This is a genomic window from Pseudomonas sp. LAMO17WK12:I5, from assembly GCF_900215165.1.
GTDB lineage: Bacteria > Pseudomonadota > Gammaproteobacteria > Pseudomonadales > Pseudomonadaceae > Aquipseudomonas > Aquipseudomonas putida_A.
The window spans coordinates 87,975-103,039 of sequence record NZ_OBDS01000006.1 but is presented as its reverse complement, the minus strand read 5'-3'; the positions used below and the strand labels follow the sequence as shown (position 1 = coordinate 103,039).

The following is a 15,065-nucleotide window of genomic DNA, read 5'->3' as shown; positions in this document are numbered from 1 at the left end:
GCTGTCACCCCCTTTTTCTCAAGTCAGGCCATAGCCAATCTCAATAGCGGTATTTGCCTTGATGAATATCGGCCAGAATTTCGTCCGTCACTTGCACGTAAGTCTGGGTGCCAGGCAGCCACGCGTAAATCGGATCATCACCTGTCTGGCCGGGGTCGAAGCCCTCGTTTTTCAGCCGGGTCTTCTGGTATTTGAAGGTCCCGGTGGTTTCCATTTTCACCTTCACCCGCAAGAACAGCGGCACCGCATAGGCCGGCATACGCTGGCGGGCGAACGCCAGCAATTCGGCGAAATCCAAGGTCGCGAGGGATTCGGCGGGCGTGATTGCGGCCATGCCGGCGCGACCGTTGGTGTTGCGCACTTCGACGCCGTAGGCGACGGCCTCAGAGATATGCGGATGCTGCAGCAGCAGGTTTTCCACTTCAGTGGTCGAGACGTTTTCGCCCTTCCAGCGATAGGTGTCGCCGAGTCGATCGACGAACTGCGCGTGGCCGAAGCCAATATTGCGCAGCAGGTCGCCGGTGTTGAAGAAGCGGTCGCCCTTGCTGAACACGTCGTGCAGTACCACCCTGGCGGTTTTCTGCGGGTCGGTATAGCCATCCAGCGGTGCCTTTTCATCAATCCGCGCCAGCAGCAAGCCCTGCTCGCCCTTGCCGACCTTGCGCATGAAACCATCGGCGCTGCGCAACGGCTCACCGCTGTCGTGGTCGTACGCCACCAGCTCCCAGGCCATCAGCGAAAAACCGATGGTGTTGTCGAAGTTGAGAATGTTGCTGAAGCCGATGTTGCCGTCGCTTGCCGCGTACAGCTCACAGATGTGCTCGACGGCAAACCGGGTCTTGAATTCGGCCCAGGCGCCGGGACGCAAGCCGTTGCCGATCATCTTGCGCACCGGGTGACGGCTGTCGTCGGCGCTGGCCGGTTGATCGACCAGATAACGGCACAGCTCGCCGACATAGCCGATGGTGGTCGCGCGATAACGGCGCACGTCATTCCAGAACTGGCTGGCGCTGAACTTGCGACGGATCGCGAACCCGGAGGCGCCGTTGATCGCCGAGCCCCAGCACACGCATAGGCCGGTGGCGTGGTACAGCGGCAAGGTGCAATAGACGACGTCGTCGGGGCTCATGTTCAGGGCGATCATGCCGAAGCTGGCCGAGCTGCGCATCCAGCGGCCGTGCTTGAACACCCCGGCCTTGGGCAGGCCGGTGGTACCCGACGTGTAGATGTAAAAGCACGGATCGTTGAAGAACACTTCGCCGCTGCTGGGCGGGTTTTCAGCGCAAGCGTCGGCACTGGCGCTGATCAGGTTGATGTAGCCCTCGGGCGCAATACCCGGGTGGCTATAGGTGTCACGGTCAGCGATGAACCAGGTGCGCGACGCGGCGATCGACACTTGCTCGCGGATTGCAGAAAACGCTGGCTGCAGTTCCTCGCCAAGCACAATCGCCACCGGCGCCACCAGGTTCACGCTGTGGATCAGCGTGTCGCGGGTCTGCGAAGTATTGAGCAGCGCACTGACCGCGCCGAGTTTGGCCAGCGCCAGAATGGTCACCAGCAGCTCGGGACGGTTTTCGATGAACACCGCGACCACATCGCCCTTGCCGATCCCCTGCGCGCTCAGATAGTGGGCGATGCGATTGGCCCACTGGTTGACCTGCGTATAGGTCAGCAAGACATTGTCCTGCAGGATCGCCAGACCCTCGGGGTTGCGCAGGGTTGCTTGCTCGAAGGTCCAGCCGAGGCCACACGTTTGGGTCGGATCCGTGACATTGGCGACTTTCATGCCCTTGACCACCCGTGGAATGGTTTTGGCGATGGTCGGCAGTTTGCGGAGCATCATGCCCCAGGTAATCGTGTCGCTCGACGCGTGACGCATGGCTGCTCCCCGGTCGGCCTGGTCGGCCGTTTTTTTATTGTTCGGGCTGTGGGCATGACCTGCGTGGTGGGCAAGGTCGAGATCGAAAATACGTCAGCGCTTCGCGGGCTGTACACGCGGTTTTTGCAATGTTTTGTATCCGCCCTGTCACGCCTGGTGGCAGTGATTGCGCCTTTGCCGTTTGGTTCCGTTCAACTCATGAGAATCCCGCAAAATGCAGGATGCACGATGGCCATTCATGCAGATTGCACGAGCCATGCAAATTTCACGATTTTTAACTTATTGATTTATATACGTTTTTATTTTTCGGCGTGCTGGCACAATCGCTGCAACCTCCTCTGCATGCTTGCCATTCAAGTGCATACGGAGCTGAAAGACATGAGCCTGATCCAAGAAAAATTTACCTCGCTGTTCTCCAACTTCAACGTCACCACTGCGCCACGTCCCGATGGCGGGATCCTGCTGACTCTGCGCAGCAGCGAAGGCAAAGTGTTCAAGCGCGCCCTCACGTATCAGCAAATGCACAACGCCGACCAACTGTCGTGGGCGATCAGCGCGATCCGTCGTGACCTGGCGGAAGAAGCCAGTGAGCTGCCGCAGATTGCGATGCTGCAAAGCCAGCAGCGTTTTGCTCTGCCGACGTATCACTCGCTGTAAATATGTAAACGCATTAAACAAAAAAGGCCGTGGAGCATCTGCTCCACGGCCTTTTGTTTGTACGCGATTCTTATGTAGGAGCTGCCGAAGGCTGCGATCTTTTGATCTTGATCTTTTAAATCAAAGTCAAAAGATCGCAGCGTTCCGCAGCTCCTACAGAGACTTGTGTGGTTAGAAGGCTTCGGGTTCGATGCCGGTGAAGCTGTCGACGGTGATATGGCTTCCCAGCTCCCCACCCTCGCGCGCCAGGCCGCAGGTCTGCAGGCCTGCCGATTGAGCGGCATCCAGCTCCTCAACAATGTCGGACAGAAACAGAATGTCCTGCGGCTCGACACCAATCGCCTGTTGAATGTTGGTGTAAGACTGCGCCTCACGCTTGGGCCCCGACGTGGTATCGAAATACCCGCTGAACAGCGGTGTCAGATCTCCCGCCTCGGAGCAGCCAAAGATCAGCTTCTGCGCCTGGATCGAACCCGACGAATACACAAACAGTTGATAACCGGCCTGATGCCAGCGCTTGAGCGCTTCAACGGCATCCGGGTACACGTGGCCCTTCAACTGCCCGGCGTGATAACCCTGCGCCCAGACCATGCCTTGCAAGGCTTTGAGCGGCGTGGCTTTGCGATCTTCCTCGATCCAGCTCAAGAGAATTTCAACAACCCGTTCAACATCGGCCTGCGGTGCATTGCTGTCGCGGCGCACGGCGTCGAGTTGCTCAGCCACATCGGCACGTTCGGCGTTCTGTCGCACGAAGTCCGGCAGGTGTTTGGCCGCATACGGGAACAGCACATCAAAAACGAAACTCACCGCGCTGGTGGTGCCTTCAATGTCAGTGACAATGGCTTTGATCGGCATCGGCTCAGTCCTCCAGACGTGGGAAGCGCCCGGCGATGTCTTCGCCGGTGAAATTCGCGACCCAGCCTTCCGGGTTGTTGAACAGGCGAATCGCCACGAAGTGCGGGTGCTCGCCCATGTCGAACCAGTGCTTGGTACCGGCCGGCACCGAGATCAGGTCGTTCTTCTCGCACAACACCGCGTAGACATACTCGTCGATGTGCAGGGTAAACAGGCCACGACCGGCAACGAAAAAGCGCACTTCGTCTTCGCCATGGCGGTGTTCTTCAAGGAACTTGGCGCGCAGTTCGGCTTTTTGCGGGTGGTCGCTGTTGAGGCTGATCACATCGACGGTGATGTAACCGCGCTCGGTCATCAGTTTGTCGATCTGCTCCTGATAGGCGCTGATCACTTCTTCCTGGCTGGCACCGGGCTGGATCTTCGCCGCGGCTTGCCAGCGGTCGAAGCGCACGCCCTGCTCGGCGAGCGTCGAGGCGATGTCTTCGAAATGGGTCAGCACCTTGTTCGGAATCTCGGGGCTGGATACGTGATAGACGGACAGGCTGCTCATGGGCAATTCCTCGGTATCGGCCTTGCCGTCCGGCTCTTGCAGACCGGTCGGGCAGTGCATTTGATCAGGCAAATGGGCGGCTTCTGGTGAAGTCAGCTTTGGCGGTTCATGACGCTGCGGGTTTTCAACTCGCATTCAAACAGGAATTCGAAGGCCTCGATCTGCCGCAGGGCATCGCTCATCTGCGCGCCCCAGGTGTAGAGGCCGTGGCCGCGAATCAGATAACCGACGCAATCGGGATGGGCGTCGAGCCAAGGCTGCACCTTGGCGGCGAGGCGCGCAATGTCCTGATCGTTGTCGAAAATCGGCACGCGCACCCGCGATTCGTGGGTGGAGATGCCGCTGAAGGCTTTTTGCAGCTCGTAGTCTTCGAACTCGATGAAGTCTTCCGGCGTCAGGCGCGACAGCACTGTGGCGTTCACCGAATGGGTGTGCAGCACCGCGCCGATTTCCGCGCGCCAGCTGTAGAGCTGAGTGTGCAGCAGGGTTTCGGCCGAGGGCTTTTTGCCCGGTTCCAGGCTGTTGCCGGACAAATCCGTGGCGAGCACGTCGTCCAGGCCCAACTGGCCCTTGTGCTTGCCGGACACGGTCAGCAGCGCTTCGCTCGGCGACAGACGCGTCGAGTAATTGCTGCTGGTGGCCGGTGACCAGCCGCGACCATAAAGAAAACGCCCGGCGTCGACGATTTGCTGGGCGAGTTGTTCACGCGTAAGGCTCATGGCCTGTCCTCTTGCATACGTGTGGCAATGATAACGGCAGCAGCGAGCGCCGCGAGACTGGCAATACTAAAGGTCAATGTGGCGCCGAGGGCATTCCAGCTGTAACCGGAATACAACGCGCCGAGCGCGCCGCCAGTACCGGCCAGCGCGGCGTACAGCGCCTGGCCCTGACCTTGCTGACGCGCACCGAAACTACGTTGCACGAAGGCGATGGCAGCCGCATGAAAGCTGCCGAAAGTCGCCGCGTGCAGCACCTGCGCGAACAACAGCACCCAGAGGAATTCGGCGAACGAACCTAGCAGCAACCAGCGCAGCGCCGCCAGCAGAAAACTCGCCATCAGCACCCGGCGCAAGGAAAACCGCGCGAGAATCCGGCTCATGGCCATGAACATCAGCACTTCGGCGACCACGCCCACGGCCCAGAGCATGCCGATTGTGCCGCGTGTGTAACCGAGGCGTTCAAGGTGCAAGGTCAGAAAGGTGTAATACGGGCCGTGGCTCATCTGCATCAGCGCGACACAGGCGTAAAACGCCAGCACACCGGGGCTGCGCAGCTGCTTGAGAAAGCCCTCCCCGCTCGGCCGATTACCTTGCGGTGGCTGCGCGTTCGGCACCCACAGGCTGCTGAGGACGATGCCGGCCATGATCAGCACCAGCGCCGCCGGGTAGATGTCGAGGCTCAGCCATTCGAACAAACGGCCCAGCGCGACCACGGTGATGATGAAACCGATCGAGCCCCACAGGCGAATCTGGCTGTAGCGCGCGGTTTGCCCCTGCAAGTGCGCGAGCGTGATGACTTCGAATTGCGGCAGCACCGCATGCCAGAAGAACGCGTGCAACGCCATGACCATCGCCAGCCAGGCGTAGGTCTTGCTGACGAAAATCAGCGAGAACGTCAGCAGCGTACACACCGCACCGAAGCGCACGATGGCCAGGCGTTTGCCGGTGTAGTCGCCGAGCCAGCCCCAGATGTTCGGCGCCACACAGCGCATCAGCATCGGGATCGCCACCAGCTCGCCGATGCGCGCGGGGCTGAAGCCGAGGTGATCGAAGTACAGCGCCAGAAACGGCGCTGTCGAACCGAGCAAGGCGAAATAGAACAGATAGAAACTGGACAGCCGCCAGTACGGGAGCGCCGCCACGGTCAGACCGCGACGGCTTGGCGATCAACCATCAAAGCTGACCCAGCACCGGGGTGCTGACGCGCACGTCGGCGTTCTGCCCACGATGACGCAGCAGGTGATCCATCAGCACGATGGCCATCATCGCTTCGGCAATCGGCGTGGCGCGGATGCCGACGCACGGGTCGTGACGGCCCTTGGTGATCACGTCCACCGGGTTGCCGTGGATGTCGATCGAACGGCCCGGGGTGGTGATGCTCGACGTCGGCTTCAACGCCAGGTGCGCGACGATCGGCTGACCGGACGAGATGCCGCCGAGGATGCCGCCAGCATTGTTGCTGAGGAAACCTTGCGGGGTCAGTTCATCGCGATGCTCGGTGCCGCGCTGGGCGACGCAGGCGAAACCGGCGCCGATTTCCACGCCTTTCACCGCGTTGATGCTCATCAGCGCATGCGCCAGTTCAGCGTCGAGGCGGTCGAAAATCGGCTCGCCGAGGCCCGGCATCACGCCTTCGGCGACTACGGTGATCTTCGCCCCGACCGAGTCCTGATCGCGGCGCAACTGGTCCATGTAGGCTTCCAGTTCCGGGACCTTGTCCGGATCCGGGCTGAAGAAAGCGTTCTCTTCCACCGAATCCCAGGTCTTGAACGGGATTTCGATCGGACCGAGCTGGCTCATGTAGCCACGGATGACGATGCCCTGGCTGGCCAGATACTTTTTGGCAATCGCACCTGCCGCTACACGCATCGCAGTTTCCCGCGCCGAGCTGCGACCGCCACCACGGTAGTCGCGCTCGCCGTATTTGTGGTGGTAGGTGTAGTCGGCGTGCGCCGGGCGGAACAGATCCTTGATCGCCGAGTAGTCCTTGGACTTCTGGTCGGTGTTGCGGATCAGCAGGCCGATCGAGCAACCGGTGGTGCGGCCCTCGAACACGCCGGAAAGGATTTCGACCTCATCGGCTTCCTGACGCTGGGTGGTGTGGCGGCTGGTGCCTGGCTTGCGCCGATCAAGGTCGCGCTGCAGGTCTTCGAGGGAGATCTCCAGGCCCGGCGGGCAGCCGTCGACAATGGCGACCAACGCCGGACCATGGCTCTCGCCAGCGGTGGTGACAGTGAACAACTTGCCGTAGGTATTGCCGGACATGCAGGACGCTCCGTGAAATCAAACCCGAATTCGTGATGCGCGCCAGTATACGCAGGCTAACCGAGTAGTTCATCCTCGAACCTTAGTGGTGTTGGTGAGTCCAACCGGCACCTTGGCGAATGATGGCGTGATGATGCTGCGAGTTCTGATCTTGAGTCTTACCCTGTTTACCGGCTTTGCCCACGCGACTGTCCTGCAGCGCCCGATCTCTCTGGATACCGGGAGCGGTGAACTTTTCGGCTCGCTGTTGCTGCCAAAATCCGACAACCCAGTGCCGGTTGTCCTGATCCTTGCCGGCTCCGGTCCTACAGATCGTGACGGCAATAACCCCGATGGCGGGCGCAATGACAGCCTCAAGCGGCTGGCCTGGGTGCTGGCCAAGCACAACATCGCCAGCGTGCGCTACGACAAGCGCGGGGTGGCTGCGAGCCGGCCGGCCACACCTGACGAGCGCAATCTGTCGGTGGAAGGCTACGTCGACGACGCCGTGGCGTGGAGCCAGAAGCTGAAAAGCGACCCGCGTTTCGGCCCGTTGATTCTGCTCGGTCACAGCGAAGGTGCACTGATTGCCACCCTCGCCGCCCCGCGTGCCGACGCCGCTGCGCTGATTTCGCTGTCCGGCAGTGCCCGCCCGGTGGATCAGGTGATCCGCGAGCAACTGGCGCGCAGCCTGCCGCCACCGTTGATGTTGCGCAGCAACCAGATTCTCGACAGCCTCAAGGCCGGTCACACCGATGCCGACGTGCCGGCGCCACTGCAACCGATTTTCCGGCCGAGCGTGCAGCCGTATCTGATTTCGCTGTTCCGCCAGGACCCGGCCAAGGCTTTTGCGCAACTGAAGATGCCGGCGCTCATCGTCCAGGGCAGCAACGACATGCAGGTCGGCGTCGGCGATGCGCAGGCGCTGAAAGCCGCCAAACCCGACGCCGAACTGGTGGTGATCGAAGGCATGAACCACGTCATGCGCATCGTCCCCGCCGATGTGAAGCGGCAATTGGCCTCGTACAAGGACCCGAATTTGCCACTGGCGGCGGAGCTGGGCGGCAAACTCATCGAATTTATTGCCGGACTTCGCAGCCGTTAAACGGTGTTTACCCTCCAGTCCTGAAAAAAACGGCCGATAAGCCTTTGTCGCCAGCGTACCGGCTGGCGACAAGCAGGGCTTGGACAGGATCTCGCCGTTATGACTGATACCCCGACTTCACCCGACACCACCGCTGAAAAAGACGCACCGCCAGCGGTCGAGCTGCCATGGGCGGACGTCAGCGTCGAGCACCACAAGATGCTCCGCCTGGCGCCGTTGCAGACTGACCGTCACACCGGTGGCCGGCCGTTGCGCTTTGTCGAGTTCGGCTACGCCGAGCGCAACAACAAAGAACACAGCCTGATGCGCATGGCGATCAAACTGCCCGGTCAGCGCGTGCGCAAAGAGCAGAACCACCTCGACGTGTGGGTCGATCACACCAGCAAACGTGTGCACTTCGGCCCCGACAGCGGTTTGCAGATCGAACCGTTGAACCGTGGCATCGGCCGTTTCATGGCCGCGCAAGGCATCAACTGGGCGAAAAAACGCTGGCCCGCCTACACCGTCGACGGCATGGACCTGAACAACAAGGACGCGCTGAACGAAGACACCCGTCTGCGTCGCGATCACTTCTTGCGCGTGCATGGTTTTGACGTGGTCTACGCCGACGCCCAGCATTTGAAGGGCAGCGTCAAAGAGGTGCAGGTCGGTGACCTGCTGGGCGACTGGAACAGCGAAAAGCTGCAGATCGTCGAGATTCTCGAAGCGGCGCAGATGCTGCAACAGGCCGAGCAGAACCTGGCCGAGCAGGAAGTGAAGCTGAAGAAGCAGGAAGAGAAGGTCAGCAAGTTCAAGCGTGAAGACGCTGGATTGCGCTTTACCATTACCTGTCTGGTGGCGTTTGCGGTGTTTCAGGCAGGGTTGTTGATCTGGATTGCCACGCACCGCTGAAATCAGCGTTGACCTGTGGCGAGGGAGCTTGCTCCCGCTCGACTGCGAAGCAGTCGTAAAACATGCACATGCGGTATGTCTGGTGCACCGTCATTGCATATTTTGGGTCTGCTTCGCAGACCAGCGGGAGCAAGCTCCCTCGCCACAAAAGTCAGTCAGGTCAGACGCGGGAAGCGAACAAGGCCTGATGATCGCGGCACTGCTCCGCCGTCAGCATGAACACGCCATGTCCGCCGCGCTCGAAATCGAGCCAGGCGAAGTCGACTTCCGGGTACAACGCTTCGACGTGTACCTGACTATTGCCCACTTCAACGATCAACAGCCCCTTCTCGGTCAGGTGATCCGCCGCTTCGGCGAGCATCCGCCGTACCAGGTTCAGACCGTCATCTCCGCAGGCCAGACCCAGCTCCGGTTCGTGCTGGTATTCGTCCGGCATGTCGGCGAAATCTTCGGCATCAACGTACGGCGGGTTCGACACGATCAGGTCGAAACGCTGCCCCGGCAGGCCATCGAAACCATCGCCCTGCACGGTGTACACACGCTCATCGACGCCATGGCGCTCAATGTTCTGGTTGGCCACTTCCAGCGCTTCGAACGACAGGTCCGCCAGCACCACTTCGGCGTTCTGGAACTCGTAGGCACAGGCGATACCGATGCAGCCCGAGCCGGTGCACAGGTCGAGGATGCGTGCCGGCTCGTCGCCGATCCACGGTGCGAAGCGGTTTTCGATCAGCTCGCCAATCGGCGAACGCGGGATCAGCACGCGCTCATCGACGATGAACGACATGCCGCAGAACCACGCCTCGCCCAGCAGGTACGCAGTCGGGATGCGCTCTTCGATGCGGCGCTTGAGCAGGCGTTGCAGGTTGACCAGTTCGTCGTCTTCCAGCGCACAGTCGAGGTAGCTGTCGGCGATCTCCCACGGCAGGTGCAAGGCACCGAGCACCAACTGCCGGGCTTCATCCCAGGCGTTGTCGGTGCCATGGCCGAAAAACAGATCCTCCCCATGGAAGCGGCTGACGGCCCAACGGATGTGGTCGCGCAGGGTACGAAGTCGGGAAGTGATCACGGGGCAGAACTCCAGAAAAAACGACTGGCGATTCTACCAGCCAAAACGCGTCACGACGACGCGGGAAACATTCGCGGCCGACAGTAGGACTTTTCTGTTTTTTGCATCAGCTATTGAACAGAACGTGTAACTTGACAAGGCTGCAGGCCAATAACGACGCTGCCTACGATGGTAGCGGTTCACAGAACCGCTCAGCCAGAGGACAATGCCGCAAAAGCCCCACCCCAAGGAGCCCCGAATGTCCGTTCCAAAAACGATGTTTCAACTCAGCGGCCGCGGTTACGCAGCGGCCACACTGAGCCATGCCACCGTGGTCATCATCGATGCCCAGAAAGAGTACCTCAGTGGCCCGCTGGCCCTGAGCGGCATGGACGCGGCCGTCGCGAACATCAAACAACTGGTCGCCGCGGCCCGTGCAGCCGGTCGGCCGATCGTGCACGTGCGTCATCTCGGCACCGTCGGTGGCCTGTTCGACCCGCAGGGCGAACGCGGCGAATTCATCCCCGGCCTTGAGCCACAGGGCGACGAAACCATCATCGGCAAACTGCTGCCGAGCGCGTTCCATGGCACCGAACTGCTCGACCGTTTGCAGAATCTTGGCTCGCTGGACCTGATCGTCTGCGGTTTCATGAGCCACTCCAGCGTCAGCACCACCGTGCGCGCGGCGAAGAACCTGGGCTTCCGTTGCACCCTGGTCGAAGACGCCTGCGCCACCCGTGACCTGCCGTTCAAGGGCCGCGTGCTCAGTGCCGCCGTGGTCCAGGAAGCGGAAATGGCGATCATGGCCGACAACTTCGCCACCCTTGCCCTGACTCAAGATCTGATCTGATCTGCTCTGATGAGCGGCTCACCGCGCCGCTCATCCGCAAAAGCCTCGCATTTGCTTCAATTGCCTTAGCCTCAGGAACAACCCGGTCAACTCCCGGTCGAAGGGCCGATACCCATTGAGGAAGGTCGGAATGAAGTTATCCGATGGATTTGACGCACGCCGCTTGCGGCCCAAAGGCCAAAGCAACTGGCGTTTTCGATTCGGCGCAGCGATCGCCGCCATTCTGGCGACGTTCGGTGTGCTGCTGGCGATGGCCGGTGCCGCCAGCCTGCTGGGACGCCCGCCGGCGCTCGGCGATTTGAATGCCACGCCGATGGGTTCGGCGATCATTCTCGCGATCGGCTTGTTGTTCCTGTATTTCGGTGTGGCGCTGTGGCGTCGATGCCGGCGTCGCGCCAGGCAATCGCGGGAGCTGAACATGTCCCCGCACCTGATGAAAAAACACGACTGACTCCACGGCCTGGCTTTTTGCCGGGCCGTTTTGTTTCGACTTGGGTAAACTGGCCGCCCTTCGCGGAGGCTGACATGCAAGACGACGATTTTTCCCTGTTCAAAAGTGCGATCCAAGGCGTCAAGCCGATCAAGCACGACCGCGCCGACACTGGCAAACCCAAGGCTGACCGCGCGCAGATCGCCAAACTGCGCCAGTCCGCCACCGTGCGCACCGACACCACCACCGTGGATGGCCTGTCCGATCAGTTCGTGATCGACGTCGGCCCCGAAGACGAGCTGATGTGGGCCCGCGACGGGGTGCAGGAAAGCCAGATGCGCAAGCTCAAGATCGGCCAGATCCCGTTCGAAGGCAGCCTCGACCTGCACGGCATGAACGTCGAAAAAGCCCGCGAGACCCTCTGGGCCTTTCTCGCCGAAGCGACCAAATTCGAAATCCGCTGCGTGCGCGTCACCCACGGCAAGGCCGTGCGCCTGGACGGCAAGCGGCCGATGATCAAAAGCCACGTCAACACTTGGCTGCGTCAGCATCCGCAAGTGCTCGGTTTCACCTCGTGCCAGGCGAAACACGGCGGTGCCGGTGCGGTGTACGTGATGCTCAAACGCACGATGATGGAAGGCCGCGACGAATAATCGCGTTACACCGAACTTGCAGGGTTGTGTCCGCCACCGTACCCTTGCCCTTTGCGAAAATCCCCACAGGTAGTTTCATGTCCCTGGAACAGAATTACACCGCGATTCTCGGCCAATTGGGCGAGGACGTGTCCCGCGAGGGCCTGCTCGACACGCCAAAGCGTGCCGCCAAAGCCATGCAGTACCTCTGCCGCGGTTATGAACAGACGCTCGAAGAGGTCACCAACGGTGCCCTGTTCAGCTCCGACAACAGCGAGATGGTGCTGGTCAAGGACATCGAGCTGTACTCGTTGTGCGAACACCACCTGCTGCCGTTCATCGGCAAGGCGCACGTTGCGTACATCCCGAGCGGCAAGGTGCTGGGCCTGTCGAAGGTCGCGCGGATCGTCGACATGTACGCCCGCCGTCTGCAGATCCAGGAAAACCTCAGCCGCCAGATCGCCGATGCGGTGATGCAAGTCACCGGTGCGCTGGGCGTGGCCGTGGTGATCGAGGCCAAGCACATGTGCATGATGATGCGCGGTGTCGAGAAACAGAATTCGTCGATGATCACTTCGGTGATGCTCGGTGAGTTCCGCGAAAACGCGGCGACTCGCAGCGAGTTCCTCAGCCTGATCAAGTAATCGGCTGCAGAAAAAAACCGGCGTTGATCGCCGGTTTTTTTTCGTCCGTGAAAAATCGGGTAAGCTGCGCGCCCTTCTCTCTTTGCACCGTGAGGCTTTCAACGTGTTCGTAAAAGCGCTTCGTGTCGGCCTTGGCCAACTGATCATCTTCATCGACTTCATCACCCGCCCGGGCAAGAAACAGCGCCCGGCGGAGGTACAGGCGCAAGTCAACGCCGCCGCCAAAGGCCTGACCCTGTATCAGTTCCACGCCTGCCCGTTCTGCGTGAAAACCCGTCGTACGCTGCGTCGCCTGAATGTGCCGGTCGCACTGAAGGACGCGAAGAACAATGAACAGGATCGCCAGACCCTGCTGGACCAGGGCGGCAAGATCAAGGTGCCGTGCCTGCGCATTGAAGAGAATGGGCAGACGACCTGGATGTATGAGTCCAAGGTGATCATTGATTATCTGGATAAGCGGTTTGCGGCGGTCTGATGATTATGTGGTGGGTTGATTGACGCCTTCGCGAGCAGGCTCGCTCCCACCCTTTGGAATGCATTTCCACTGTGGGAGCGAGCCTGCTCGCGAAGAGGCCTACTCAGCCACCACAAATTCCAGTCAAAAATAAACCGGCCCTCGAGCCGGTTTATTTTTTTCAGGCTGCTTTGTCTAGTTGCGCCTGCCTCACCACCGCCGCCAACCGCTTCAACCCTTCATCCAGTCGCGCCGGGTCGATGTGGCTGAAATTCAAACGCAGGTGCCCGAGGTTTTTATCCGGTTCGGGAAAGAACGGCTCGCCCGGCATGAACGCCACATCATTGGCCAGCGCCTCGTTGAGCAACGTCCGCGTATCCAGCGGTTGCTTCAGCGTCAGCCAGAAAAACAACCCGCCCTGTGGCATGTTCCAGTCCGCCAGATCGGAAAAATGCGTTTCCAGCGCTGACTGGAAAGCATCGCGCCGCTCACGGTAGAACCCACGCAACTCACTCAAATGCTGCTGATACTTTTCCGTGCCGATCCATTGCAGCGCCTGCCACTGGCCGATGCGGTTGGTGTGCAGATCTGCCGATTGCTTGAGCTTGAGCAGGTGTGGAAACAAGTCCGGGCTGGCGATCAGGTAGCCGACGCGCAAACCCGGCAGCAAGGTTTTCGACACGGTGCCGGTGTAGATCCAGCTGGCTTTCTGCAAACGCCCGGCAATCGGTTTGGCGCTGCCGCCATCGAACGTCAATTCGCGGTACGGCTCGTCTTCGATCAGGGTCACGCCGAATTCATCGAGCAATGCGGCGACGGCGGCGCGCTTGGCTTCGCTGTAGCGCACGGCGGAGGGGTTCTGGAACGTCGGGATCAGGTAGATGAACGCCGGGCGATGTTGCTCAAGGCGACTGCGCAGTTGGGCCAGATTCGGGCCATCGGCCTCTTGCGGCACGGTCAGGCACTCGGCGCCGAACAGCTGGAAGATCTGCAGCGCGGCCAGATAGGTCGGCGCCTCCAGCAGGATTTCGGTGCCTTTGTCGATGTATAACTTGGCCGCCAGATCCAGGGTCTGCTGGGAACCGCTGACCACCAGCACCTGACTCGCCGTGCACTCCAGCCCCAACGCTCGCGCCTGCGCCGCCAGCGCTTCACGCAGCGCCGGCTCGCCTTCGCTCATGCCGTATTGGCCAAGGGACAGCGGCATGTCGGCCCATTCGACTTTCGGCAGCATGGCTTCGGCCGGCAAGCCGCCGGCAAACGACATCACCTCCGGGCGCTGGGCGGCGGCGAGGATTTCACGGATCAGAGAACTTTTAAGACGCGAAACACGTTCGGAAAAAGCCATGGGAGTCACCGGTAGCGAGGCCTGGGAAAAATGAGTCAAACTGGTTGACTGAAACTACGACAGCTTGAGCGAGTACGTCAACATGCTTGACCTTAAAAACCCCGCCAGCCAGCAACAGGCGATGGAAGCGTTTTTCTTCGGCTATCAGGCGTTCACCGCCAAGGCTGATGAAATGCTCGAGCGGCGCGGCCTGTCCCGGGTGCATCAGCGGATTGTGTTCTTCATCGCGCGTTATCCGAATTTGAGTGTGAAGGAATTGTTGGGTTTGCTCGGCGTCAGCAAACAGGCGCTGAACATGCCGTTGCGCCAGCTGCAGGAAATGCACCTTGTGGAAAGCGTGGCGTCGGAGGCAGACAAGCGTAAGCGCCTGCTGGAGCTGACTACTGAAGGTGAGAAGTTTGAGCAGGCGTTGCGGCGTGAGCAGGTGAAATTGCTCGAGCGGGTGTTTGCTGAGGCTGGGGAGGCGGCGGTGAATGGGTGGTTGGCGGTGAATATGGCACTTGGGAACACTCAGTCACTTCTCGATTGACTGGACTGGCCTCTTCGGGAGCAAGCCCCCTCCCACAGGGCTCTGCTGATTACCCATTATTCGGGTCCACTGGAGATCCACTGTGGGAGGGGGCTTGCTCCCGAAGAGGCCAGAACAGGCGATATATCCCTATCGCCTGACCTTTCGTAAACAAAACCAAAAACAATATTTGCTTTATTTGTACACAAAAGCATAATCCACTGCGTGCGAGTTCCTGACCGCATGGTCAA

Annotated in this window: 17 protein-coding genes; 9 read left to right on the top strand and 8 right to left on the bottom strand. The window is 60.4% G+C overall.

Annotated elements, in window-relative coordinates; genetic code table 11:
• Positions 1-40: 40 nt before the first annotated feature.
• The gene (locus tag CRO59_RS12005) at positions 41-1,879 is read right to left on the bottom strand and encodes a long-chain-acyl-CoA synthetase (RefSeq protein ID WP_097087575.1); all 1,839 of its coding nucleotides are present in this window, start codon (positions 1,877-1,879) and stop codon (positions 41-43) included.
• A gap of 378 nt (positions 1,880-2,257) precedes the next feature.
• Between CRO59_RS12005 and CRO59_RS29260 the strand changes: the two genes are divergently transcribed.
• Positions 2,258-2,536 carry a DUF3509 domain-containing protein gene (locus CRO59_RS29260; protein ID WP_027613327.1) on the top strand — a complete coding sequence of 93 codons (279 nt, stop codon included), beginning with the start codon at positions 2,258-2,260 and terminating at the stop codon, positions 2,534-2,536.
• Positions 2,537-2,707: 171 nt separating this feature from the next.
• Here the strand turns inward: CRO59_RS29260 and mtnC are convergent, their stop codons facing one another.
• The 5 genes from mtnC to aroC all read right to left on the bottom strand — a co-directional run bounded on the left by mtnC (position 2,708) and on the right by aroC (position 6,925).
• Entirely contained in the window at positions 2,708-3,391 is a 684-nt protein-coding gene (gene mtnC / locus CRO59_RS11995; protein ID WP_027613328.1) for an acireductone synthase, read from the bottom strand.
• A 4-nt stretch (positions 3,392-3,395) separates the two neighbouring features.
• Positions 3,396-3,941 carry an acireductone dioxygenase gene (locus tag CRO59_RS11990; RefSeq protein WP_097087809.1) on the bottom strand — a complete coding sequence of 182 codons (546 nt, stop codon included), beginning with the start codon at positions 3,939-3,941 and terminating at the stop codon, positions 3,396-3,398.
• 92 nt (positions 3,942-4,033) lie between these two features.
• Entirely contained in the window at positions 4,034-4,660 is a 627-nt protein-coding gene (locus CRO59_RS11985) for a methylthioribulose 1-phosphate dehydratase (protein WP_097087573.1), read from the bottom strand.
• Positions 4,657-5,802, bottom strand: coding sequence for an MFS transporter (locus CRO59_RS11980; RefSeq protein WP_097087571.1), 1,146 nt, complete (start codon positions 5,800-5,802; stop codon positions 4,657-4,659). Before CRO59_RS11980 ends, CRO59_RS11985 begins: the two co-directional genes overlap by 4 nt.
• A gap of 31 nt (positions 5,803-5,833) precedes the next feature.
• A complete protein-coding gene (gene aroC / locus CRO59_RS11975; RefSeq protein WP_097087568.1) occupies positions 5,834-6,925 on the bottom strand; it encodes a chorismate synthase in 1,092 nt (363 codons plus the stop codon).
• Positions 6,926-7,055: 130 nt separating this feature from the next.
• On the opposite strand from aroC, the gene CRO59_RS11970 reads away from it, so the two are divergent.
• Positions 7,056-8,009 (top strand): alpha/beta hydrolase, encoded by a 954-nt coding sequence (locus CRO59_RS11970; protein ID WP_097087808.1) that lies wholly within the window; start codon positions 7,056-7,058, stop codon positions 8,007-8,009.
• A gap of 99 nt (positions 8,010-8,108) precedes the next feature.
• Positions 8,109-8,900: a hypothetical protein gene (locus tag CRO59_RS11965; RefSeq protein ID WP_097087566.1), complete on the top strand. Its 792-nt coding sequence runs from the start codon at positions 8,109-8,111 to the stop codon at positions 8,898-8,900.
• 160 nt (positions 8,901-9,060) lie between these two features.
• Here the strand turns inward: CRO59_RS11965 and prmB are convergent, their stop codons facing one another.
• The gene (prmB, locus tag CRO59_RS11960) at positions 9,061-9,969 is read right to left on the bottom strand and encodes a 50S ribosomal protein L3 N(5)-glutamine methyltransferase (RefSeq protein ID WP_097087565.1); all 909 of its coding nucleotides are present in this window, start codon (positions 9,967-9,969) and stop codon (positions 9,061-9,063) included.
• Between the two features lie 238 nt (positions 9,970-10,207).
• Between prmB and CRO59_RS11955 the strand changes: the two genes are divergently transcribed.
• The 5 genes from CRO59_RS11955 (at position 10,208) to CRO59_RS11935 (ending at position 12,979) form a co-directional block, all read left to right on the top strand.
• The gene (locus CRO59_RS11955; protein ID WP_003223193.1) at positions 10,208-10,798 is read left to right on the top strand and encodes a cysteine hydrolase family protein; all 591 of its coding nucleotides are present in this window, start codon (positions 10,208-10,210) and stop codon (positions 10,796-10,798) included.
• A 130-nt stretch (positions 10,799-10,928) separates the two neighbouring features.
• Positions 10,929-11,249: a hypothetical protein gene (locus CRO59_RS11950; protein ID WP_097087563.1), complete on the top strand. Its 321-nt coding sequence runs from the start codon at positions 10,929-10,931 to the stop codon at positions 11,247-11,249.
• 74 nt (positions 11,250-11,323) lie between these two features.
• A complete protein-coding gene (locus tag CRO59_RS11945) occupies positions 11,324-11,881 on the top strand; it encodes a Smr/MutS family protein (RefSeq protein ID WP_096797013.1) in 558 nt (185 codons plus the stop codon).
• Between the two features lie 77 nt (positions 11,882-11,958).
• Positions 11,959-12,504 (top strand): GTP cyclohydrolase I FolE, encoded by a 546-nt coding sequence (folE, locus tag CRO59_RS11940; RefSeq protein ID WP_003442011.1) that lies wholly within the window; start codon positions 11,959-11,961, stop codon positions 12,502-12,504.
• Between the two features lie 103 nt (positions 12,505-12,607).
• Positions 12,608-12,979 (top strand): glutathione S-transferase N-terminal domain-containing protein, encoded by a 372-nt coding sequence (locus CRO59_RS11935; RefSeq protein ID WP_007960660.1) that lies wholly within the window; start codon positions 12,608-12,610, stop codon positions 12,977-12,979.
• 160 nt (positions 12,980-13,139) lie between these two features.
• On the opposite strand, the gene CRO59_RS11930 is transcribed toward CRO59_RS11935, so the two are convergent.
• Positions 13,140-14,306: a PLP-dependent aminotransferase family protein gene (locus tag CRO59_RS11930; protein WP_097087562.1), complete on the bottom strand. Its 1,167-nt coding sequence runs from the start codon at positions 14,304-14,306 to the stop codon at positions 13,140-13,142.
• 82 nt (positions 14,307-14,388) lie between these two features.
• On the opposite strand from CRO59_RS11930, the gene CRO59_RS11925 reads away from it, so the two are divergent.
• Positions 14,389-14,835 carry a MarR family winged helix-turn-helix transcriptional regulator gene (locus CRO59_RS11925; RefSeq protein ID WP_097087806.1) on the top strand — a complete coding sequence of 149 codons (447 nt, stop codon included), beginning with the start codon at positions 14,389-14,391 and terminating at the stop codon, positions 14,833-14,835.
• The last annotated feature ends 230 nt before the right edge of the window (positions 14,836-15,065 follow it).